The organism is Rhizobium sp. X9, from assembly GCF_018873185.1.
Taxonomy (GTDB): domain Bacteria; phylum Pseudomonadota; class Alphaproteobacteria; order Rhizobiales; family Rhizobiaceae; genus Agrobacterium; species Agrobacterium oryzihabitans.
In genome coordinates this window covers 2,709,979-2,732,976 of record NZ_CP071311.1, presented here as the reverse complement: position 1 = coordinate 2,732,976, position 22,998 = coordinate 2,709,979, and the positions used below count along the sequence as shown (strand labels likewise).

Below are 22,998 nucleotides of genomic sequence, written 5' to 3'. Positions count from 1 at the left end.
GAATTCCGGGCGACGGCTTGTGTTCCGAAGCCCAAAGACCCGGCCTGCATATTCTGGAGTTCATCATGACATATGTCGTGACCGACAATTGCATTCGCTGCAAATATACCGATTGCGTTGAAGTCTGCCCCGTCGACTGCTTTTACGAGGGTGAGAATTTCCTCGCGATCAATCCTGATGAATGCATCGACTGCGGTGTGTGCGAACCGGAATGTCCCGCCGAGGCAATCAAGCCCGATACGGAGCCGGGTCTCGACAAGTGGCTGAAGCTGAATGCGGAATATGCAGCGATCTGGCCGAACATCACGATAAAGCGCGACCCCATGCCCGAAGCCAAGGAAATGGACGGCGTCGAGGGCAAGCTGGACCTTTATTTTTCCGCCGAACCCGGTCAGGGTGACTGAGTTTTCGACGGCCTATCGTCTTCGTACTATGATTTTGAGAGCCCTCGCAGCGCCAGCGCGAGGGCTTTTTGCTGAAGTTCAGCCACCTCGGCCGGATTGCAGCGTGGTCGAAAGCAGGGTCAGAAGGGCCACGCTTTCTTCCAGGCTTTGCCGCTGGCGGCTTTGCAATATGGCGGCCTGGAGGCGGTTCATCTCGCGGGCAATCGCCGCTGGCTGCCATGTGCGCAGTGCCCTTTCGATCATCGGCTTTCTGCGAAAATGGATGTGGCGTCCGAGCGTTTGCATGACCTGACCGGCCTGCTGCTTTTTCTCGTCCATTTCGGCCCGCATCTGGTCGAGCAGCTGGAATTGCTTGAGGCAACCCTGAAGCACCAGAAAAATCGGCGTCTTTGACGAGATGATCTTCTGGGTCGCGTGGAAAAAGGCGTTTCTGTCACCTTTGAGAATGGCGTCGACCGCGTCGTCAGCGGAAACCGTGCTGGCATCGCCGATGATCGCCAGCACGTCGTCTTCCTCGATCACTTCCGCGCCACGGCAGTAAAGCGCCAGCTTGCGGATTTCGTTGCGCGAGGCAATGCGGTCGCCGCCGAGCGATTCAATCAGTCTCTGCCGTGCGGCCGGCGCGATGCGCAGATTGTCGGCCGACAGCTCCTGATCGATCAGTGCGTTCAACGAGCGCGCATCATCCGCATAACAGGGGATTGCGGCGATCGAGCGCGCGGGTTCTGCGATCTTGCGCAGCCCGGTGCCTTTTTTGAGGTCACCCGCCTCGATGATTAGGAAACTTGCTTCGGGTGGTGTCTCGGCCAGTATCTGGAGCGCATCCACCAGTGCCTTCTCAGCCGACGCACCTTTGATCCAGACGAGTTTTTCACCACCGAAGAGACCAATGGCGTTGACCTCATCGAGGAGGCGGCCGGGATCACCCTGCAGGTCGGATGCGGCCAGTTTCAGTGATGCAAAGGCGTCATCGGGATCGATGCCGGTTTTTTTAGCGATGAGGTTGGCCCGCTCCGATACGAGGCCCCGATCTGGGCCATAGAGCACAAAAACGCGAAAGCGCTCCGCCGGGTTTTCGGCGAAGCGCTCAAACTCATGCGATTTTATCTCCGCCACGGCCGCGGTTCTCAGCGGCCGAGAGTGGCGGCGATATCGGTGCGGATGATTTCAGCCAGTTCGCGGGCCGCCCGGTTTTCAGCATCGCGGGTTGCCCTGATCTTGGCGAATTCCTGCTGCGGCAGATCCACCTGCGCCGTTACGCTGCGGCGTGCGGAGCGCAGGATCTGACCATCGGAAATACGGGTCAGAACGTAGTTGCCGGTCATCACCACACGGCCGGGATAGGGGCCGTCGTAATTGTTGTTCGCGCGGGTCGTCAGGTCGTAATTCTGCACTTCCGTCGTTGAGGAGCTAGAGCTTACGGAAATCTTGACGTTATACTGTGCCGTTGCCGGCTGGCCTGCGCCACCCGCCATCAGAAAGATCAGCTGATTGCGGACTTCCTGCCCAACTCTTCCACCGACGTCGGAAACGCTGACAGCCGCCAGCCTTTCCTTGGTTCCGGAAGCCTCGCCATAAAGCGGGCGCACCTGGCAGCCCGCCAGAAGACCAGCCATCATCACGACGGAAATTGCTGCCGCGACGCGGCTCCATCTCAAAAAAACGTCAGACAACAATGTTCACAATCCTCTGCGGAACCACGATGACTTTCTTGGGCTCGCCACCGGCAAGAATAGATTTCACGGCATCCAGCGCAAGGGCGGCCGTGCGGACCGCATCTTGATCCGCATCGCGCGCGATTGTCAATTCGCCGCGCTTCTTGCCGTTGACCTGAACGGGCATCACCACATCGTTTTCCTCGACCAGCGAGGGCACGAAAGCTGGCCATGGCGTCTGGGCGACGAGACCCGTGTTCCCCAGTGCCGACCAGCATTCTTCGGCCAGATGCGGCGTCATGGGGGCAATGATGCGGATGAGGATTTCGACGGCATCGCGTGCCGCTGCCTTCACATCATCCGGCTTGCCGCCCGCCGCGACATCGGCAAGCGGGCCGGCCAGGGCGTTGACCAGTTCGTAAACGCGGGCTATCGCCTTGTTGAAGGCGAGCTTGTCCAGATCTTCTTGAACGGCCTTCAGCGTCTTGTGGGCCGCCTTGGACGCTGCCAGGCCTTCACCTTCGGTCGCAGGCTTCGGCTGAACGTTCTTCAGTTCCTCGGCTGCTTCGCCGATGATGCGCCAAACGCGCTGGACGAATCGATTTGCGCCCTCCACGCCAGCTTCCGACCAGATGACGTCACGATCGGGCGGAGAATCCGACAGGACGAAGAAGCGCGCGGTGTCCGCCCCATAGGATGCGATGATGTCATCCGGGTCGACCACGTTCTTCTTCGACTTCGACATCTTCTCGATCGAGCCGATCTTGACTTCGGCGCCGGAGGACAGAAGGAAAGCCCGGCGAGCGCCGTCCGTCTCCTCTATGCGCAGGTCGGCGGGTGCTATCCATTCGCGGCCAGTGCCTTCGCCATGGCTGTAGGTCTCGTGCACCACCATGCCCTGTGTGAACAGGCCCTTGAAGGGCTCCTTGACGCCCACATGGCCTGTCTCGCGCATGGCACGGGTGAAGAAGCGGGAATAGAGCAGATGCAGGATCGCATGCTCGATGCCGCCGATATACTGATCGACGGGCAGCCAGTGGTTGGCCACCTTCGGGTCGGTTGGCTGGTCTTCCCACGGCGCGGTGAAGCGGGTGTAATACCAGCTGGAATCGACGAAAGTATCCATCGTGTCGGTTTCGCGACGCGCGTCATGGCCGCATTGCGGGCAGGCGACGTGACGCCACGTGGGGTGGCGGTCCAGCGGGTTGCCGGGCACGTCGAAGGTCACGTCATCGGGCAGCTTGACCGGCAGGTCCTTCTTCGGAACCGGCACAACACCGCAGACTTCGCAATGGATGACGGGGATAGGGCAACCCCAGTAGCGCTGGCGGGAGATGCCCCAGTCGCGCAGGCGGAAATTGACCTTGCGCTCAGCCTGCGGCGCATTGCCCAGCATCTCGGCGGAGAGCTTCTGCACGACTGCCTCAAAGGCGTCAGCCGTCTTCATGCCGTTCAGGAAGCCGGAATTGATCATAACTCCATCATCGGTGAAGGCTGTGTCTTCAACGGTGAAGCTTGCGGCATCGGGACCTTCGGGTGCGACGACGGCCACGACGGGCAGGCCGTATTTGCGGGCGAAATCCAGATCGCGCTGGTCGCCGGACGGGCAGCCGAAAATCGCGCCGGTGCCGTAATCCATCAATACGAAATTGGCGACATAGACGGGCAGTTCCCAGGTCGGATCGAGCGGGTGCACGACCTTGACGCCGGTATCGATGCCCTTCTTTTCTGCTGTTTCCAGCGCGGCCAGGGAGGTGCCATGGCGGCGGCATTCATCGCAGAACTCGGCGATATCGGGGTTGTTCGCCGACAATTCTTTTGCCAGCGGGTGGTCTGCGGCAATCGCCAGGAAGGATGCGCCGAACAGGGTGTCCGGACGCGTCGTATAGACGGTGATGTCGGAAAAACCTTCCGGCACTGTGCCAGCAACTGTCTGCCAGCGCAGCGACAGGCCTTCGGAGCGGCCGATCCAGTTCTTCTGCATCAGGCGCACTTTTTCCGGCCATTGGTCCAGCGTGTCCAGCTCGTCCAGCAGATCCTGGCTGAAATCGGTGATGCGGAAGAACCATTGCGTCAGTTCGCGCTGCTCGACCAGCGCGCCGGAGCGCCAGCCGCGTCCGTCGATCACCTGCTCGTTGGCGAGAACGGTATGGTCGACCGGATCCCAGTTGACCTTGGACTGCTTGCGGTAAACCAGCCCCTTTTCCATGAAGTCGACGAACAGCGCCTGCTGGCGGTGGTAATATTCCACGTCGCAGGTCGCGAATTCACGGGTCCAGTCCAGCGACAGGCCCATGGACTTCAGCTGGCCGCGCATGGTGGCGATGTTCTGGTAGGTCCAGTCCTTCGGATGAACCTTGTTCTGCATGGCTGCGTTTTCCGCAGGCATGCCGAAGGCGTCCCAGCCCATCGGGTGCAGAACGTTGAAGCCGCGCGCACGCTTGTAGCGGGCGACGACGTCGCCCATGGCATAGTTGCGGACGTGGCCCATGTGAATGCGTCCCGACGGGTAGGGAAACATCTCTAGAACGTAATACTTCTCACGCGGATCGCTGTTGTCGGTGACGAAAACCTTGTCTTCGTTCCATTTCTGCTGCCAGCGCGGCTCGGCGTCGCGAGGATTGTAACGTTCGATGGCCATTGTTCTGAATTCCGGGTATCGAGGGGAAAAATTTGCGCTGACCTTCACCATGAAACGACCGGGGCGTCAAGTTTGGCGGGGCGTCCGGGCGTTCAATCTTGGCCAGCGTGCCTCAAATGGTGCTAAACCCGCTTGGCATCAAGGCAATCGGCGTCTAGTTAGCTTGCGAATGGTTCAAATAAAGGTTCTGTGATGGAAATCGAAGCACGTCTTGAGGATGTCAGGCAGCGTATCGCGGAAGCTGCGGAAAAATCCGGTCGCAGGGCTGACGAGGTTACGCTCGTCGCCGTCTCGAAGACATTCGATGCGGAGACCATCCAGCCGGTCATCGACAGTGGCCAGCGCGTGTTCGGTGAGAATCGTGTTCAGGAAGCGCAGGGCAAGTGGCCTGGCCTGAAAGAGAAGACACCTGACATCGAACTGCATCTGATCGGTCCGCTGCAATCCAACAAGGCGTCGGATGCCGTCGCGCTGTTTGACGTCATACAGAGCATCGACCGGGAGAAAATCGCCCGTGCGCTGTCCGAAGAATGTGCCAAACAGGGCCGCAGCCTTCGTTTTTATGTGCAGGTCAATACGGGGCTTGAGCCGCAGAAGGCTGGCATCGATCCGCGCGAGACGGTCGCCTTCGTTGCTCTTTGCCGGGACGAGCTGAAATTGCCGGTGGAGGGACTGATGTGCATTCCGCCGGCGGAGGAAAATCCCGGCCCGCATTTCGCGCTTCTGGCAAAGCTTGCAAAACAATGCGGCCTCGAGAAGCTTTCCATGGGCATGTCAGGCGATTTCGAGACTGCCGTTGAATTCGGCGCCACCAGCGTGCGGGTCGGCTCGGCGATCTTCGGCGCGCGATAAACCATTCAACAAAAAACCCGGCACTGCGGCCGGGTTTTAAATGAATGCAAGACGTCCGATCAGTAGTGATCGTCCTCGTCTTCGTCCTTCGGTGTCGACTTCAGCGAGCTGAGCTTCTTGAAGACGGCGTCGGCATCGATCTGTTCGTCTTCCTCGCGCTGGAAGTTATAGTCCAGACCTTCCGTCACCGTTGCCGGCTGCAGCGTGTTGCCGAGTTCTTCGGCAGTCGGCAGCGGACGGCCGCGCGAGGCGCGTTCAACCTCGAGGTCGAGATCGATCTGGCTGCAGAGGCCAAGCGTCACCGGGTCCATCGGCGTCAGGTTGGCCGAATTCCAGTGGGTGCGGTCGCGAATCTGCTCGATGGTGGATTTGGTCGTGCCGACGAGGCGCGAAATCTGCGCATCCTTCAGTTCCGGGTGGTTACGAACCAGCCAGAGAATGGCGTTCGGACGATCCTGGCGCTTGGAAACTGGCGTATAACGCGGGCCGCGGCGCTTGGATTCCGGCACACGGACCTTCGGCTCGGAAAGCTTGAGCTTGTGGTTGGGGTTGCCTTCAGCGCGGGCGATCTCGTCGCGGGAAAGCTGTCCGGTCGCGATCGGGTCGAGGCCCTTGATGCCCTGCGCGGCTTCACCGTCGGCAATCGCCTTGACTTCGAGCGGATGCAGTTTGCAGAACGTGGCGATCTGATCGAACGACAGCGCGGTGTTGTCAACCAGCCATACAGCCGTAGCTTTTGGCATGAGCAATTGTTGAGCCATAGATACAGTCCTTCTGTCCGTCCGCGCCGGTGTCGCGGGCGTGGTATCAACCACTGATTTCCGGGATATTGGCGCTCTATAACCGGATTGCATCATAATTGCAATTCTTTGCAAAACAAATGCCTTTGTCTAATTGCCGTCAGTCATCGACCTGCTATGAATTCACCACATGCCTGAGGATGGGAGTCTCTCGGCGCGCGCTAAAACAAGACATACTTGGTTTCAGGAGGAGTTCATGTCTGCCAAAATCTATCCGGTGCTCAAATCGGCGAAGGCCCGCACGCTCATCGACAATGAGCGTTACCAGAAATGGTATCAGGAGAGCGTCGAGGATCCAGAAAAGTTCTGGGACAAGCACGGCCGGCGGATCGACTGGTTCAAGCCCTATACCAAGGTCAAGAACACGTCCTTCAAGGGACGGGTGCCGATCAAGTGGTTCGAGGACGGCCTGACCAACGTCTCCTATAACTGTATCGACCGGCATCTGAAGACGCATGGCGAGCGCACGGCGATCATCTGGGAAGGTGACAATCCCTATATCGACAAGAAGATCACCTATAACCAGCTTTACGACTATGTCTGCCGACTGGCGAACGTGCTGAAGAAGCACGGCGTGAAGAAGGGTGACCGCGTCACCATCTACATGCCGATGATTCCCGAGGCGGCCTATGCCATGCTCGCCTGCGCGCGCATCGGCGCCATCCATTCCGTCGTGTTCGGCGGGTTCTCGCCAGAGGCGCTGGCGGGCCGTATCGTCGACTGCCAGTCCACCTTCGTCATCACCTGCGATGAAGGCGTGCGCGGCGGCAAGCCGATCCCGCTGAAGGAAAACACCGACAAGGCGATCGATATTGCCGCCAAGCAATATGTCATCGTCAACAAGGTTCTGGTCGTGCGCCGCACCGGCGGCAAGACCGGCTGGGCGCCGGGCCGTGACGTCTGGTACCATCAGGAAATCGCCACCGTGAAACCGGATTGCCCGCCCGTGAAGATGCGCGCGGAAGATCCGCTGTTCATCCTTTATACGTCGGGCTCCACCGGCAAGCCCAAGGGCGTGCTGCACACCACGGGTGGTTACCTCGTCTATACGTCGATGACGCATGAATATGTGTTCGATTACAAGGATGGTGAGGTCTATTGGTGTACCGCCGATGTCGGCTGGGTCACCGGCCATTCCTACATCGTCTATGGGCCGCTTGCGAACTGCGCGACGACGCTGATGTTCGAGGGCGTGCCCAACTTCCCGGATCAGGGCCGCTTCTGGGAAGTCATCGACAAGCACAAGGTCAATATCTTCTACACCGCACCGACGGCGCTCCGATCGCTGATGGGGGCGGGCGACCAGTTCGTTACGCGTTCGTCGCGCTCCAGCCTCCGGCTTCTCGGCACGGTGGGCGAGCCAATCAATCCGGAAGCCTGGGAGTGGTATTACCATGTGGTCGGCGAGGACAAGAGCCCCATCGTCGACACATGGTGGCAGACCGAAACCGGCGGCATTCTCATCTCGCCGCTACCGGGCGCGACCGATCTGAAACCCGGCTCGGCGACAAGGCCGTTCTTCGGCGTGCAGCCGCAGCTTGTCGATGCCGAAGGCAAGGTGCTGGAGGGCCCGGCGGACGGCAACCTCTGCATCATCGACAGCTGGCCGGGCCAGTCGCGGTCCGTTTATGGCGATCACCAGCGCTTTATCGATACCTATTTCTCGACCTACAAGGGCAAGTACTTCACCGGTGACGGCTGCCGGCGCGATGAGGACGGCTATTACTGGATCACCGGCCGCGTCGATGACGTCCTGAACGTTTCCGGCCACCGCCTCGGCACCGCCGAGGTGGAGTCCGCACTGGTGTCGCATCACCAGGTTTCGGAAGCGGCCGTGGTCGGTTATCCGCATCCCATCAAGGGGCAGGGCATCTATTGTTATGTCACGCTGATGGCAGGCCAGAACGGTGATTATGCGCTGCGCGAAGAGCTGGTAAAGCACGTGCGCAACGAGATCGGTCCGGTCGCGACGCCGGACAAGATCCAGTTCGCACCGGGCCTGCCGAAGACCCGTTCCGGCAAGATCATGCGGCGTATCCTGCGCAAGATCGCCGAGGACGATTTCGGCGCGCTGGGGGATACGTCGACGCTCGCCGATCCGGCGGTGGTGGAAGATCTCATCGCCAACCGGCAGAACCGCACGGCGTCCTGATTTTCATAAAAAGGCTGCTTCGGCAGCCTTTTTTCTGGCCTGAGTTTTCCGCAAATAAAAACACCCGGAGGCGGAACCTCCGGGTGTTTTTCATTTCAGTCAGATGGGCTTACTGGCCGCGGATCTTCTTGAGGTCGGCCAGAACGGCGTCAACGACATCAGCGCCGATTTCAGCCTTGTGCTTTTCGTAGACGACCATCGACTTCTCGCGGATACGGGCCTGCTCTTCCGGAGACAGCGAGTTCACCTCAAGACCGGCAGCCTTGATCTTTTCCAGCGACTTCTGGTTCAGATCGCGGATGACCTTGCGCTCTTCGTCGCGGCCCACGACTGCGCATTCACGCAGGGCGGTCTGTTCTTCGGGCGTGTAGCTGTCGAAGATCGGCTTGGAGAAGAGGAAAAGGAACGGCGTGTAGGCGTGGTTCGTCTCGGTGATGTACTTCTGCACCTCGTAGAACTTGGAGGTGTCGATCGTCACATAGGGGTTTTCCTGCGCGTCGATCGCGTTGGTTTCAAGCGCCGAGAAAACTTCGCCGAAAGCCATCGGCGTCGCATTGGCGCCGAGGTTCTGGAAGGTGTCGAGGAAGATGTTGTTCTGCATCACGCGAACCTTGAGACCGGAGAAGTCTTCCCACTTCGTAACGGCATGCTTGGAGTTCGACAGGTTGCGGAAGCCATTTTCCCAGTAAGCGAGGTTCACGAGACCCTGCTCTTCCAGCTTCTTGTTCATCATGTCGCCGAAGGCGCCGTCCATGACGGCATCGGCTTCCTTGTCATTGGCGAAGAGGAACGGCAGGTCGAACACGCCAAGCGACGGGATGAGGCCGACGAGGGGCGAAGAGGACGTCACGACGGCTTCCTGAACGCCGGAACGCAGGGCCTGAGTTGCCTGAAGGTCACCGCCGAGAGCGCCACCCCAGAATGCCGTCAGCTTCAGCTTGCCGCCCGACTTGTCGTCGAGGCAGGCCTGCATGGCCTTGATACCGTTGCCGACCGGGTGGTCCTGGTTGATGCCGTTCGAAACGCGGATGTTGCGGCTGTTGAATTCGGCCATTGCCGGCGCTGCGGCGCCAACGGCGAAAGCGATGGCCGTGGTGGTCAGAAGAAGCTTTCTCATAATATCCTCCCTTGGATTGTGTTCGAGAAGCGGTTGCGGATTAGCGGAGATATTGCAGCGGTACGAGAACGATGTCCGGGAAAATCACGAGCAGCGCCAGGACGATGGTTTCGGCAACGAGGAACGGCCAGACGCCGACCGTAACCTTGCCGAGCGGGATGCGGCCGACGCCGCTGACAACGTTCAGAACGACGCCAACCGGAGGGGTAATCAGGCCGATGGCGTTGTTGATGATGAAGAGGACACCGAAATAGACCGGGTCGATGCCCGCCTGTTTGACGATTGGCATCAGAACAGGCGTCAGGATCAGGATGGTCGGCGTCAGGTCGAGTGCGGTTCCGACAATGAAGACCAGTACCATCATGGCGGCCATGAGAAGCATCGGGCGGTCGATCAGCGGCTCGATATAACCCGCGACTTCGTTCGGAATGTTCGCTGCCGTGATGAGCCATGCGGAGACGAGCGCCGCGCAAACCAGGAACATGATGATGGACGTGCTCTTGGCGGCGCGCAGAAGCACGTGGAACAGATCCGCCGGTTTCAGTTCGCGGTAGATCACCATGCCGACGAAAAGCGCGTAGGCAGCCGCGACGACGGCAGCTTCCGTCGGCGTCATGATGCCCGCCTTGATGCCGCCGAGAATGATAACAGGCATGCCGAGCGCCCAGCCGGCACGAGCAGTCACGAGCAGACGTTCCTTGCCCGAAGTCTTGGGCAGGGGCTTTACGTTGTCCTTACGCACCACGATCAGCCAGGCGATGATGAGCGATGTGCCCATCAGAATACCAGGAACGATGCCGGCGAGGAAAAGCTGAGTGATTGACACGTTGGCGGCAACACCGAAGACGATGAAGGCCATGGACGGCGGAATGACCGGGGCGATGATGCCGCCTGCGGCGATGAGGCCACCGGAGCGCGGAATGTTGTAACCGGCCTTCGCCATCATCGGGATCAGGATTGCGGCAAGGGCTGCGGTATCAGCTGCCGCAGAACCGGAGATGCTGGCCATGATGATGGCCGCGACGATCGCCACGATGCCGAGGCCGCCACGGATATGGCCGACGAGCGCGATCGCAAAGTCGATGATGCGGCGGGAAAGACCGCCGGAATTCATCAGTTCGCCAGCCAGAATGAAGAAGGGGATGGCAAGCAGCGTGAAGGTGTCCGCGCCCGAGATCATGTTCTGGGCGATGATCGCGGTGTTGAACATGCCCATGTACCACATGAGCACGACGCCACAGAACATCAGCGAGAAAGCGACGGGAACGCCAATCGCCATGGCTCCCAGAAGAGAGCCGACAAAAACGAAAAGTGTCATGGTATCAGCGCTCCGAAAGCTGTTCGATCGTGAGGTTCTCGCCCGCGAACTGGGCGATTTCGTCCTCTGTCACGCGACCGGTCACATAGCGGTACAGGCGTTCCAGTGCGATGATGAACATCAGGCCGCCGGTGAACATGCCAATGCCATAGACCCAGATCATCGAAAGCTTGGTGACGGGCGCATGCATGCTGGCATTGATGGCGGACTGCTTCCACGTTCCCCAGAAGAAGATGGCGGAACAGGCCAGAATGATGATGTTCGACGCAATCATGCATACGATGCGGGCGCGGCGCGACAGGAACATCACGAGCGTTTCAATGCCCATGTGGCTGTTTTCGCGGAAGGTCAGCACGGCGCCGATGAAGGTCAGCCATACGAAGAAATATCGCGACAGTTCTTCCGAGATGTTGATGCCGGAATTCATCGTATAACGCATGACGACGTTAACGAAGACCATGATCGACATGCCGGCGAGCAGCAGGACGAGAATGATTTCGAGAATCCGATAAAAGAGATTGATGGTCTTTTGCATTTTCCCCTCCCGAAGAAATATCTAGAGTAGCCCTCGTTTCGCCAGATTGCGCATCAGGGCCGTCGTGCCGAATGTCCATTCCGGGCATTCGTCGGTCGTCGTGACCCAATTGATCAGCTTGCCGAGCTTGGGCGTGGAGATTTCGACACGGTCACCTTTTGAATGGGTGAAACCGAGGCCTGGGCCATGGCGATCCTTCACCGGGGCGAACATCGTGCCAAGGAAAAAGACAGCACCGTCAGGATATTGATGGTTGCGGTTCAAGAGCTGCGAAGCGAGGTTTTCCGGTGTGCGGCTGATCGCTTCCATGGGGCTGACGCCCGTCATGGTGAAGCCGTCTTCGCCTTCGACCAGAAGCGATATCTGCGACTTCTTCACGTCTTCGATGGTGAAGTTGCCATCGAACAGGCGGATGAAAGGACCGATGGCGCAGGAAGCGTTGTTGTCCTTCGCCTTGCTGAGAAGCAGGGCGGAACGGCCTTCGAAATCGCGAAGATTGACGTCGTTGCCAAGCGTCGCGCCGACGATGCGGCCGTCGGAAGCGATGGCCAGCACCACTTCCGGTTCCGGGTTGTTCCACTGCGATTTCGGGTGAACGCCGATCAGCGCACCGCAGCCGACGGAAGCCATGGCCTGCGCCTTGGAGAAAATTTCCGCATCCGGGCCAATGCCCACTTCCAGATATTGCGACCAGAGGCCCATTTCCTGGAGCAGTTTCTTCACTTCGGCGGCCTTTTCGGAGCCGGCCTCAAGTCCCTTCAGATTGTCGCCGAGAACCGGTGCCAGTCTTCCGCGGATTTCCTGCGCGCGAAGCGGGTCACCCTTGGCCTGTTCTTCGATCACGCGTTCCAGCATGCTGTCGGCGAAGGTGACGCCTGCGGCCTTGACGGCCTGAATGTCATTGGGGGCAAGAAGTTCGCCGGCGGAGCCGTCCAGAAAGGCTTCAAGCGAGCCGAGGGCGACGAAAGTGCCGGTGTCGGCGAGCCGCTCCACCAGATCCGTCTTTTCCAGAAGTTCCGACATGGTGGGCGAGATAGAGGTGAGGTCGTAAAGGACGCCGTCCTTGAGCAGGACCGGGCAGGGACCGCCTTCGCTTTTCGACCAGACGCGGCCGACGAGCAGCGCGTTCTGGAAATCTTCAGGCAAAATTGCGGTAGCGTCGATGGACCTTGTGCCGGTCATGTAGTCCTCCCCTTCAGCCTCCGGACAATCCGCCTCCTGCGGTCTTATTGTCTGGATGTCTGACAACCTAATCCCATTCTTCTTAGTATGACTTTTCTGCCGAGTCTAGCGGTCTCGCGGACAAAATTATCGTCTTTCGCCTCTGGATTACCGGAAAGCCGTGAAACCTGTCCTATAGCTTTGCGGTTCGGTCCTTTATTCCACCCTCTAGAAAATATCCAGTTCGAGGTTAACCCGGCTTGCCGCGCCGATCAGGTGCTTGCGCATGGCGTTCTTTGCCGCAGTCGCATCGGCGCGTTCGACGGCCTCGTAGATGGCCACATGTTCAGCGATCGTCACCTCGAGAATTTCTCCGAAAACAGCGCGCGAGAAAGCGATGTTGATGGCGGAGCTGATGCGTTCCGCAATAAAGCCGAGAAACATCAGGAAATATTCGTTCTCGGTCGCTTCCGCCAAAATGCGGTGGAAGTCGAGATCGGCCGCAACGCCTTCCGTCGACCAGTCGTCGGCGGTTTTCATCTTTTCGAGCGCTGCCGCCAGGCGCGCCAATTGCTGTGGGCTGCGGTGAAGTGCGGCCAAGCCCGCGGCCTCGATTTCCAGCGGCATGCGAAGCTGGAAAAGATCGCGGAAATTTTCCGGGTCGTTCAGGCGGGACCGCTCGATGCGGATGGACAGTCTCTGCCGGGGATCGGTGACGAATGCGCCCACGCCTTGGCGCGTTTCGACAAAGCCCTCGTTACGCAGTTGCGCGATCGCCTCGCGAATGACCGAGCGGCTGACGCCGAAGGTTTTCGCCAGAACATGTTCCGTCGGCAGCCTGTCGCCCGGCCCGAGTTTCGAATCATTGATCTCGCGGGCGATCTCCGCGGCGATACGGCCGGGAAGATGGTCGTTGCGATGTATCTGATTGAACTCCAGCGTCATGGTTGCTCCCGTTCCACAGAAACGATTGGTTCGTTTTCTCCCGCGGCAGCGACTTCCTCCTTCGCCGCCAGCGGGGTTTTCAAAGGCGGCGTACCCGGACGCCTCTGCCATTCTTCGATTAGCTATCCGGTTGTAGGCTTATCTGGCAACCGGGATTCATCCGCAAATCGGGGTCGAAGGCGTTTTTCAGCCCCGTGATCATCCGGCGCTGCACATCAGATAGCCGGCTCTCGAAATCGGAGCGCTTCAGACGGCCGATGCCGTGCTCGGCGCTGATGCTGCCGACGTAGCGGTCGAGCACCTCGTTAACGAGTGTCTTCGACTTGTAGATGAAGGCGTCGCGCTCTTCCGGCGCCGAACCGTTGGGCGGCAGGACGTTGAGGTGGACGTTGCCGTCTCCGACATGGCCGTAGGAAACCGCGAGGCACTCCGGCAGCTTTTCCGCCAGTTCCGCTTCCGCCTCGGCCACGAAAGCCGCGAGTTTGGACAGCGGCACCGAAATGTCGGTGCGCATATGGCTACCGCGCAGCGCCTGGCCTTCGTTCATGCCCTCGCGGAAAAGCCACAGCGACTGCGCCTGCGCGCGCGAGGAGGCGATGACGCCGTCCAGCACCAGGCCGTCTTCCATGACGCCTTCGAGGAAGCGTCCCATCAGGTCCGCGGTATCGACCAGACCGGAGCCTGAAATTTCCATCAGAACATAGGCCGGATAATCGCCGGCGATCGGCATTTTGAGGTCGGGTATGGCCTCGATCGCCAGCGTGAAGGCGACGGGCGGCATGAATTCGAAGGCGGACATCAGGTCACAGCATTCGCGGCGGGCGCGACGGTAAAGCTTGATGGCGTCATCCAGCGAGTTGAGGCCGAGCAGTGCGGTCTCGACATGTTCGGGATTGGGGTAAAGCTTGACGGCAACGGCAGTGATGATGCCGAGCGTTCCTTCGGCGCCGATGAAAAGCTGCTTGAGATCGATGCCGCGATTGTCCTTGCGCAGCGTCGACAGGCCATTCCAGATGGTGCCATCAGGCAATACCACTTCGAGACCCAACACCAGTTCGCGGGTCATGCCGTAGCGCAGGACATTGATGCCGCCGGCATTGGTGGAGACGTTGCCGCCAATGCGGCAGCTGCCCTGTGCGCCAAGCGACAACGGGAAGAACATTCCCTCATCCTGAACAGCATCCTTGAATTCCGACAGAATGCAGCCGGCTTCGACGACGGCCGAAAAATCGTCGCTGTCTATGGTGCGGATGGCGTTCATGCGCTCGAGGCTCAGCACGACCTGCCGCTTCGGCGCATCGGGAATACCGCCCAGAACAAGACCGGTATTGCCGCCCTGGGGAATGATGGAGAGGCCGAGCTCGGCGCAGGCGCGAACCGTGTCGGAGACTTCCTTGGTTGACCGGGGGCGGATGACGGCCACGGCAGAACTGGTGACGTCGCCGTGCCAGTCGCGGCAATAGCGCAGCATGTCTTCCTGCGATGTCAGCAGCAAAGCCTCGCCGAGCCTGTTTTTCAACGAGAACCGCAATTCCTCGATATCGTGTTCGCTCACGATCGTCATTCCACCCTCTCCGTCCAATCCGCCCTAAAATACCCGGACAAGGGTCTTTCGCCCTTGCTTTTGCCGGTTTGTGAAAAAATACTATTTTCAATCCGATCATATAAGGTTATCAGACAACCTTACAAGCTAATTTATCGGTCGACTGGCCGATGATGTTTTTTCGGTCTCGGGAGAATGACCGGGACAAAGAGGAGGAAGACATGCATATCGCAATCATCGGCGCCGCAGGTATGGTTGGCCGCAAGCTGACGCAGCGTCTCGTCAAGGACGGATCGCTTGGTGGCAAGCCGATCGACAAGTTCACGCTTATCGACGTTTTCCAGCCTGAAGCGCCCGCCGGTTTTTCGGGTGTGGTCGATGCGCGCGCGGCGGATCTGTCTGCGCCGGGCGAAGCCGAAAAGCTGGTTGAGACCCGTCCAGACGCCATCTTTCACCTCGCTGCCATCGTGTCCGGCGAAGCCGAGCTCGATTTCGACAAGGGCTACCGCATCAATCTCGATGGCACGCGTTATCTCTTCGACGCCATCCGCATTGCCAACGGCAAGGATGGTTACAAGCCGCGCGTGGTCTTCACCTCGTCGATCGCCGTCTTCGGTGCGCCGCTTCCCTATCCGATCCCGGATGAATTCCACACCACGCCGCTGACCAGCTACGGTACGCAGAAGGCGATTTGCGAACTGCTGCTGTCCGATTACAGCCGTCGCGGTTTCTTCGACGGTATCGGCATTCGCCTGCCGACCATCTGCATCCGCCCCGGCAAGCCGAATGCGGCCGCTTCCGGCTTCTTCTCCAATATCCTGCGCGAGCCGCTGGTCGGCCAAGAAGCGGTTCTGCCGGTGCCGGAAAGCATTCGCCACTGGCACGCCTCGCCGCGTTCCGCCGTCGGTTTCCTGATCCATGGCGCAACGATCGACGTGGATAAGGTCGGTCCGCGCCGCAACCTGTCCATGCCCGGCCTCAGCGCCACCGTTGGCGAACAGATCGAAGCACTGCGCAAGGTTGCCGGCGAAAAGGCCGTTGCCCTCATCCGCCGCGAGCCCAATGAGATGATCATGCGCATGTGCGAAGGCTGGGCCCCCGGTTTCGAAGCAAAGCGCGCCCGCGAACTTGGCTTTACGGCCGAAAGTTCCTTCGAAGAGATCATTCAGGTTCATATCGAGGACGAACTGGGAGGTTCGCTGAAATGAGTATCAATGGGGAGGAGAAGAAGCGGTCGGTTGCCTTTATCGGCACCGGCCTGATGGGCGGGCCGATGGCCCGGCGTCTGCTGGGTGCCGGCTTTTCGGTTTCGGTCTGGAACCGCAGCGTCGAAAAGGCTGAGGCGCTGGTTGCCGATGGTGCGGTTCTCGCGGCATCGCCGGCCGAGGCCGCCAAGGGTGCCGATATCGTCATCACCATGCTGAGCGATGGCAAAGCCGTGGGCGAGGTGCTGTTCGAGGCCGGAGTGGCCGAAGCGCTGGAAAAAGGCGCGGTCGTAATCGACAGCAGCTCGATTGCACCGCCTATTGCGCGCGAACACTCCTCCCGGCTTAAGGCTCTCGGCATTCATCATATCGATGCGCCGGTCTCTGGCGGTGTGCCGGGCGCAACCGCGGGCACGCTGGCTATCATGGCCGGCGGGGACGAAGCGCTGGTGTCCGGTCTGTCCGACGTATTTGCGCCGATGGGCAGGCTTACCTATGTCGGTCCCTCGGGTGCGGGCCAGCTCTGCAAGCTCGCCAATCAGCAGATCGTCGCCATCACCATCGGCGCGGTAGCAGAGGCGATGATGCTGGTGGAAGCGGGCGGTGCATCGCGTGAAGGATTCCGCAACGCCATTCGCGGCGGTTTTGCCGAAAGCCGGATCCTGGAATTACATGGCGACCGCATGGTGAAGCGCAATTTCGTGCCGGGTGGTCCCTCCAAGTTCCAGCTCAAGGATCTGAACGGCGTGCTGGCGACGGCGAAGGATCTGTCTCTCAACCTGCCGCTTACCCAGCAGGTGACGCGGGAATTCGATGACTTCGTCGGTGACGGCGGTGCCGATATCGACCATAGCGGCATCCTGCTTTACCTCGAAAAACTGAATAACCGGGAACAGGGCTGAGGCAGGTTCATGAGCGACGAGAAGACACCGATGCCCCGCCTGCGGTCGCAGGACTGGTTCGACTATCCCGACCATCTCGACATGACGGCGCTCTATCTGGAACGTTTCATGAATTATGGCGTGACGCCGGAGGAGCTGCGTTCCGGCAAGCCGGTCATCGGCATTGCCCAGAGCGGCAGCGACCTGACACCGTGCAACCGCGTCCATGTGGAACTGGTCAAGCGGGTGCGCGATGGTATCCGCGATGCCGGCGGCATCCCCATCGAGTTTCCGACCCATCCGATGTTCGAAAACTGCAAGCGCCCGACAGCGGCGCTTGACCGCAATCTCGCCTATCTCAGCCTTGTGGAAGTGCTTTACGGCTATCCGCTCGATGGCGTCGTTTTGACCACGGGCTGCGACAAGACCACGCCTTCGGCGCTGATGGCGGCTAGTACTGTCGATATTCCGGCCATCGTCTTGTCCGGCGGGCCGATGCTCGACGGGTACCATGATGGTGATCTGGTCGGCTCCGGTACTGTCATCTGGCGCATGCGCCGCAAATACGGCGCGGGCGAAATCACCCGCGAGGAATTCCTGCAGGCGGCGCTGGAATCCGCGCCTTCCGTCGGTCACTGCAATACCATGGGTACGGCATCGACCATGAATGCCATGGCGGAAGCGCTCGGCATGTCGCTGACCGGCTGCGGCGCGATCCCTGCCGCTTACCGCGAACGCGGTCAGATGGCCTATCGCACCGGCCGCCGCGCCGTCGAACTTGTTGTCGAAAATATCAAGCCTTCCGACATCATGACGCGCGAGGCGTTTTTGAACGCTATCCGCGTCAATTCGGCAATCGGCGGCTCCACCAATGCCCAGCCGCATCTGGCGGCGATGGCCAAACATGCGGGCGTCGAGCTTCGCGAGGAGGACTGGCAGGTCCACGGTTACGACATTCCGCTCATCGCCAATGTCCAGCCAGCCGGTAAATGGCTGGGTGAGAAATATCACCGCGCCGGCGGCACGCCCGCCATCATGTGGGAGCTTCTGAAGGCTGGTAAGCTCAATGGGGGCTGTCCGACCGTGACTGGCAAGACCATGGCGGAAAATCTGGAAGGCCGGGAATCGACTGACCGCGACGTGATCCTGCCTTACGACAAGCCGCTGAAAGAGCGGGCCGGTTTCCTCGTTCTCAAGGGCAATCTGTTCGATTTCGCCATCATGAAGACGAGCGTGATTTCGGCGGAATTCCGCCAGCGTTATCTGAGCGAGCCGGGACGCGAGGGAATTTTCGAGGGTAAATGCGTGGTGTTCGATGGTTCGGAAGACTATCATGCCCGCATCAACGATCCAGCGCTGGATATCGATGAGCGCACCATTCTCGTCATTCGCGGGGCGGGGCCGCTCGGCTGGCCGGGTTCGGCCGAGGTCGTGAACATGCAGCCGCCGGACGCGCTGTTGAAAAAGGGCATCACCAGCCTGCCGACGATCGGCGACGGCCGGCAATCGGGAACGGCGGACAGCCCGTCCATTCTCAACGCCTCGCCGGAAAGTGCCGCAGGCGGCGGACTGGCATGGCTTCGCACCGGCGATGTGATCCGCATCGATTTCAATCAGGGCCAATGCAATGTGCTGGTGGCGGAGGCGGAGCTTGCAGCCCGCAAGGCCGATGGCATTCCCGCGGTTCCTGCGGATGCAACGCCCTGGCAGCGCATCTACCGCCAGTCGGTGACGCAGCTTTCGGATGGTGCGGTTCTGGAAGGGGCCGCGGATTTCCGCCGTATTGCCGAAAAGATGCCCCGGCACAATCATTAATATAGGACAAAATCCCCGGCCACGTCCGGGGATTTTTCTTTTCCGGGCGGTTTCGCAATTGACTGCGACCTCTTAATGTATCCGCAAATCCGCATCACAGGGGCAGGACATGACAGATATTTCGATGATAGAAGCCGCGCGTGGGCGCATCGGCAACCATGCGGTTCGCACACCGCTTCTCTCATCGCCTTTTCTGGACGAAATTGCCGGGCGGAAGCTGTTCGTAAAGGCTGAATGCCTGCAGAGAACGGGTTCCTTCAAGTTTCGCGGCGGCTGGTCGGCCGTCTCCGGCCTGCCAGCGGAGGTGCGCGCCAAGGGCGTGATCGCCTTTTCCTCCGGCAACCATGCCCAGGGTGTCGCACTTGCCGCCCGCCTGCACGGCGTGCCTGCCGTCATCATCATGCCGTCCGATGCGCCGAAAATCAAAATCGACAATACCCGTGCTTATGGTGCGGAGGTGGTGCTCTATGACCGGGCGAACGAGGATCGCGACGCCATCGGAGATCGCATTTCTCGCGAGCGTGGGCTGACGCTGATCAGGCCCTATGACGAACCGCTGGTCATTGCCGGGCAGGGGACGGTGGGGCTGGAGATTGCCGAACAGGGCGCGGAGCTGGGCATCGATGCGGCCGAGGTTCTGGTGCCCTGCGGTGGCGGCGGCCTCACCTCCGGCATTTCCCTGGCACTTGCAGCGAAAGCGCCGAACTACAAGGTCAGGACGTCGGAACCGGAGCGGTTCGACGATGTGGCGCGCTCCCTTGCCTCGGGCAGGATCGAGCGTAACGCCACGACATCCGGTTCGATCTGCGACGCGATCGTCACGCCGCAACCCGGTAACATCACCTTCCCGATCATGGCCGGGCTTTGCGGAAAAGGCATCGCCGTGACGGAGGAGGAAGCGTTGCGGGCCATGGTTCTCGCCTTCAACCGGCTGAAGGTCGTCGTCGAGCCGGGTGGCGCGGTAGCGCTGGCAGCGGCGCTGTTTCACGGTGATGAACTGGAGAGTGAAACCGTAATTGCCGTCGCCTCCGGCGGCAATGTCGATCCGGGCATCATGGCGGACGCGCTATCCCGATTTGGCTGAGATCAGGCCTCGAGCCGCATCGCGACCTCATTGGCGATCGCCAGCGATGCGGTCAGGCCGGGGCTTTCAATGCCGAAAAGATTGACGAGGCCGGCAAGGCCGTGTTTTTCCGGCCCGTCGATGCGGAAGTCCATGGCCGGTTCGTCGGGACCTGAAATTTTCGGGCGGATGCCGGAATAGGCCGGGGTGAGTGCATGTTCGGGAAGGCCTGGCCAATAGCGGCGTATGGCGTCGCCGAAACCCTCCATGCGGCGGGGATCGACGGCATAATCCACGGTATCCACCCACTCCACATCCGGCCCGAAACGCGCCTGACCGGCCAGATCAAGCGTCAGATGCACGCCAAGGCCGTGGGTGTGCGGTGCCGGGTAGATGAGCCGTGAAAAAGGTGACTTACCGGCCAGCGAAAAATAGCTGCCCTTGGCGAAACGCGCTTGCGGTATCGCATGCTCCGGCAATCCCTCGATCTTTTTGGCCACCATCGGCGCCAGAAGGCCGGCGGAATTGACGAGCAGCCGGCATGTCAGGCTGAGAGGCTCTTTTCCGCCCACATGAACCCGGAAACCCTCGCCGGTCGCTTCCGCCCTTTCGAAGGGGGCGTTGAGCGCAAGGGCCGCGCCATGGTCTTCCGCATCGCCGAGCAGGGCCAGCATATAGCCATGGCTGTCGATAATGCCGGTGGAAGGCGAGAGCAGGGCGGCTGCGCAGGTGAGGGCAGGTTCGAGCGAGAGCGCCTGCCGCGCGTCGATCAGTTCGAGGTCGTCGCAGCCATTGGCGTAACCCTTGTCCTTCAGTCCGACCAGCAGGGCCGTTTCCGCCTCGTCTGCCGCCACGATGAGCTTGCCGCAGCGGCGGTGCGCAACACCGTGGCTTTGGCAGAAGGCATAGAGCTGCTTCTTTCCCTCCACGCAGAGGCGGGCCTTCAGGGTTCCGGCCGGATAATAAAGCCCGGCGTGAATGACTTCGCTGTTACGCGAAGAGGTGGCGGAGCCGAATTCCTTTTCGCTTTCGAGGATGATGACGGAGAGGCCGCGCATTGCCAGTTCACGACCCGTCGCCAGTCCTATCACCCCGGCCCCGATGATGATGGCGTCGATATCCGTCATTGTCCTTGTCCGAGCCTGCCGATGATTTTGAACGGAAATGCCATCCGCCGCGTTGATCCTGCGCAATGGGTAGATTGATGCTTGCCGGTGGGCAAGTCGCGATCCGTATTTTTCCCGATGCACCGATCTTATGGAATTTTATCTCTACTGAAACGGTGGGGAATAAAGCTATTCTCTAGTGGAAATGAGCAGTGCCCGCTTCGAAGGGCCGATCAGGAAGGGAGTGTACAATGTCTTATTCCAAGGCAGGAAAAGTAAAAGACTTTGTCTCGCAGCCCCAGTCGCCGCGCAACTGGCGGGATTCTGTTCATGCGGCTCTTGTCGGTGTGTGCGTGGCTTTTGTCGCCGCCGTTATCTTCGGTCTCGTTCCCTGATCCTCCCGACTTTTCCCATCAGGAAGCTTGAGAATAAAAGGCCGGTCGCTCCTCCGACCGGCCTTTTCATGTTTATCGCGCCTTGAGATAGTCCTCTGCCAGATCGACCCAGAAAGCGGTTCCGATCGGCAGGATATCGTCGTTGAAATCGAATTTCGGATGATGCAGCGGCGGGTCGTTGTCGGTGCGCGCGGTGCCAAGGAAGAAATAGCAGCCGGGCCGCTTTTCCAGCATGTAGGCGAAGTCTTCCGCGCCCATCGACAGGCGCTGCATCTCAGCCACCTTTTCGGCCCCGGCAAAACGGCGGGCCAGATCGGCGACATAATCCGTTTCCGCCTTGTGGTTGACCGTCGCGTTGTAACCGCGCTCGTAGTCGATGGTGACGCTCATGCCGTAGCTGGCCGCCTGGCCTTCGGCGATCGCCCGGATGCGCTTTTCCAGCTCGTCGCGCACGCCTGCGTCAAAGGAGCGGATGGTAAGCAGCATCTCCGCCTTTTCGGGAATGACGTTGCTGGCAGCACCGGCATGGAATGCGCCGACGGTGACGACGGCCGAGAGTTGCGGATGGATGTTGCGGGACACCACGGTCTGCAAAGCCATGATGATGCTCGCGCCTGCAACGATGGGGTCGGCCGCGTCCTGTGGTTCCGCGCCGTGGCCGCCATAACCGTTGACGGTGATCCTGCATTCATCGACTGCGGCAAGGACCGGCCCGTCACGCAGCACGAATTGCCCGAAGGGTACGCCGGGATCGTTATGAAGGGCAAAAACCGCATCGCAGGGAAAGCGGTCGAACAGTCCGTCCTCGATCATGATGCGGGCGCCGCCGAAGTTTTCCTCAGCCGGCTGGAAGATCAGATGCAGGGTTCCGTCGAAATTCTTGCGCTCGGCGATGATCTTCGCCGCGCCGAGAAGCATGGCCGTATGTCCGTCATGGCCGCAGGCATGCATAACACCTTCGTTGGCGCTCGCATAATCCGCTCCGGTCTCCTCATGGATCGGCAGGGCGTCAATATCGGCGCGGATGCCGAGAGTTCGCGGGCTGTCGCCATGGCGCAGCGTGGCGACGATACCCGTTCCGGCAAGCCCGCGCGTCACTTCGTAGCCCATCTCCACCAGCTGTTCGGCAATGAAGTCCGAGGTTTTGAACTCCGAAAGGCCGATTTCCGGATTGCGGTGCAGGTGGTGGCGGATCGCCACCACATCGGGCATGTGATTGGCAAAGGATGCGATGTCTGCGGTCTGTCTGGTCATTTTCGAAGTCCCGGTTTTCGCCGCTTTTTTCCGGCGTCTTTCAGCAAGGACATAGCAGCATATGGCGTTGCAGGTAAGGGGTGTTGCAGCACCCGAAATGCCCTGAAATTCAGCGCTTGCATCGTGCCGCGACAGGTGGCATGGAACTATTGACGT

The 22,998-nt window shown here is 60.1% G+C and carries 20 protein-coding genes; 8 read left to right on the top strand and 12 right to left on the bottom strand.

Annotated elements, in window-relative coordinates; all coding sequences use genetic code 11:
- Window positions 1–65: 65 nt before the first annotated feature.
- Complete coding sequence (gene fdxA, locus JZY08_RS13150) at window positions 66–404, top strand: ferredoxin FdxA (protein WP_035222116.1); 339 nt, start codon at window positions 66–68, stop codon at window positions 402–404.
- 78 nt (window positions 405–482) lie between these two features.
- On the opposite strand, the gene holA is transcribed toward fdxA, so the two are convergent.
- The 3 genes from holA to leuS are packed head-to-tail and all read right to left on the bottom strand — an operon-like array spanning window position 483 to window position 4,700.
- Window positions 483–1,520 carry a DNA polymerase III subunit delta gene (gene holA, locus JZY08_RS13145; protein WP_216330382.1) on the bottom strand — a complete coding sequence of 346 codons (1,038 nt, stop codon included), beginning with the start codon at window positions 1,518–1,520 and terminating at the stop codon, window positions 483–485.
- Window positions 1,521–1,531: 11 nt separating this feature from the next.
- Window positions 1,532–2,077 (bottom strand): LPS assembly lipoprotein LptE, encoded by a 546-nt coding sequence (gene lptE / locus JZY08_RS13140; RefSeq protein WP_253204024.1) that lies wholly within the window; start codon window positions 2,075–2,077, stop codon window positions 1,532–1,534.
- Window positions 2,070–4,700 (bottom strand): leucine--tRNA ligase, encoded by a 2,631-nt coding sequence (gene leuS, locus JZY08_RS13135; RefSeq protein ID WP_216330381.1) that lies wholly within the window; start codon window positions 4,698–4,700, stop codon window positions 2,070–2,072. The genes lptE and leuS overlap by 8 nt, the downstream gene beginning before the upstream one ends.
- A gap of 192 nt (window positions 4,701–4,892) precedes the next feature.
- On the opposite strand from leuS, the gene JZY08_RS13130 reads away from it, so the two are divergent.
- Window positions 4,893–5,552 carry a YggS family pyridoxal phosphate-dependent enzyme gene (locus tag JZY08_RS13130; protein ID WP_216330380.1) on the top strand — a complete coding sequence of 220 codons (660 nt, stop codon included), beginning with the start codon at window positions 4,893–4,895 and terminating at the stop codon, window positions 5,550–5,552.
- 59 nt (window positions 5,553–5,611) lie between these two features.
- On the opposite strand, the gene JZY08_RS13125 is transcribed toward JZY08_RS13130, so the two are convergent.
- A complete protein-coding gene (locus tag JZY08_RS13125; protein ID WP_035241253.1) occupies window positions 5,612–6,313 on the bottom strand; it encodes a DUF1013 domain-containing protein in 702 nt (233 codons plus the stop codon).
- Window positions 6,314–6,548: 235 nt separating this feature from the next.
- Here JZY08_RS13125 and acs point away from each other — a divergent pair, with 235 nt between their 5' ends.
- Window positions 6,549–8,504, top strand: a complete 1,956-nt coding sequence (acs, locus tag JZY08_RS13120) for an acetate--CoA ligase (RefSeq protein ID WP_216330379.1) — start codon at window positions 6,549–6,551, stop codon at window positions 8,502–8,504.
- Between the two features lie 109 nt (window positions 8,505–8,613).
- Here acs and JZY08_RS13115 read toward each other — a convergent pair whose 3' ends face one another.
- The 6 genes from JZY08_RS13115 to JZY08_RS13090 all read right to left on the bottom strand — a co-directional run bounded on the left by JZY08_RS13115 (window position 8,614) and on the right by JZY08_RS13090 (window position 15,144).
- Complete coding sequence (locus JZY08_RS13115; RefSeq protein ID WP_003492596.1) at window positions 8,614–9,621, bottom strand: TRAP transporter substrate-binding protein; 1,008 nt, start codon at window positions 9,619–9,621, stop codon at window positions 8,614–8,616.
- A gap of 40 nt (window positions 9,622–9,661) precedes the next feature.
- Window positions 9,662–10,939, bottom strand: coding sequence for a TRAP transporter large permease (locus JZY08_RS13110; RefSeq protein ID WP_003492595.1), 1,278 nt, complete (start codon window positions 10,937–10,939; stop codon window positions 9,662–9,664).
- Window positions 10,940–10,943: 4 nt separating this feature from the next.
- The gene (locus JZY08_RS13105; protein WP_003492593.1) at window positions 10,944–11,474 is read right to left on the bottom strand and encodes a TRAP transporter small permease; all 531 of its coding nucleotides are present in this window, start codon (window positions 11,472–11,474) and stop codon (window positions 10,944–10,946) included.
- Between the two features lie 21 nt (window positions 11,475–11,495).
- Window positions 11,496–12,656 carry a fumarylacetoacetate hydrolase family protein gene (locus tag JZY08_RS13100; RefSeq protein WP_035241250.1) on the bottom strand — a complete coding sequence of 387 codons (1,161 nt, stop codon included), beginning with the start codon at window positions 12,654–12,656 and terminating at the stop codon, window positions 11,496–11,498.
- Between the two features lie 207 nt (window positions 12,657–12,863).
- Window positions 12,864–13,580, bottom strand: coding sequence for a FadR/GntR family transcriptional regulator (locus JZY08_RS13095; protein WP_035241247.1), 717 nt, complete (start codon window positions 13,578–13,580; stop codon window positions 12,864–12,866).
- A 118-nt stretch (window positions 13,581–13,698) separates the two neighbouring features.
- Window positions 13,699–15,144, bottom strand: a complete 1,446-nt coding sequence (locus JZY08_RS13090; protein WP_216330378.1) for an FAD-binding oxidoreductase — start codon at window positions 15,142–15,144, stop codon at window positions 13,699–13,701.
- Between the two features lie 200 nt (window positions 15,145–15,344).
- Here JZY08_RS13090 and denD point away from each other — a divergent pair, with 200 nt between their 5' ends.
- From denD to JZY08_RS13070, 4 genes are all read left to right on the top strand, one after another.
- Window positions 15,345–16,331: a D-erythronate dehydrogenase gene (gene denD / locus JZY08_RS13085; protein ID WP_003492583.1), complete on the top strand. Its 987-nt coding sequence runs from the start codon at window positions 15,345–15,347 to the stop codon at window positions 16,329–16,331.
- Window positions 16,328–17,230, top strand: coding sequence for an NAD(P)-dependent oxidoreductase (locus JZY08_RS13080; RefSeq protein WP_216330377.1), 903 nt, complete (start codon window positions 16,328–16,330; stop codon window positions 17,228–17,230). The genes denD and JZY08_RS13080 overlap by 4 nt, the downstream gene beginning before the upstream one ends.
- 9 nt (window positions 17,231–17,239) lie before the next feature.
- On the top strand, window positions 17,240–19,024 hold the full coding sequence (locus JZY08_RS13075; protein WP_216330376.1) for an IlvD/Edd family dehydratase: 1,785 nt from the start codon (window positions 17,240–17,242) through the stop codon (window positions 19,022–19,024).
- 109 nt (window positions 19,025–19,133) lie between these two features.
- Window positions 19,134–20,108: a threonine/serine dehydratase gene (locus JZY08_RS13070; RefSeq protein WP_216330375.1), complete on the top strand. Its 975-nt coding sequence runs from the start codon at window positions 19,134–19,136 to the stop codon at window positions 20,106–20,108.
- 2 nt (window positions 20,109–20,110) lie between these two features.
- Here the strand turns inward: JZY08_RS13070 and JZY08_RS13065 are convergent, their stop codons facing one another.
- A complete protein-coding gene (locus JZY08_RS13065; protein ID WP_216330374.1) occupies window positions 20,111–21,214 on the bottom strand; it encodes an NAD(P)/FAD-dependent oxidoreductase in 1,104 nt (367 codons plus the stop codon).
- 230 nt (window positions 21,215–21,444) lie between these two features.
- On the opposite strand from JZY08_RS13065, the gene JZY08_RS13060 reads away from it, so the two are divergent.
- A complete protein-coding gene (locus JZY08_RS13060; RefSeq protein WP_003492573.1) occupies window positions 21,445–21,588 on the top strand; it encodes a hypothetical protein in 144 nt (47 codons plus the stop codon).
- Between the two features lie 72 nt (window positions 21,589–21,660).
- On the opposite strand, the gene JZY08_RS13055 is transcribed toward JZY08_RS13060, so the two are convergent.
- Window positions 21,661–22,842 (bottom strand): M20 aminoacylase family protein, encoded by a 1,182-nt coding sequence (locus tag JZY08_RS13055; RefSeq protein ID WP_216330373.1) that lies wholly within the window; start codon window positions 22,840–22,842, stop codon window positions 21,661–21,663.
- Window positions 22,843–22,998 lie beyond the last annotated feature (156 nt).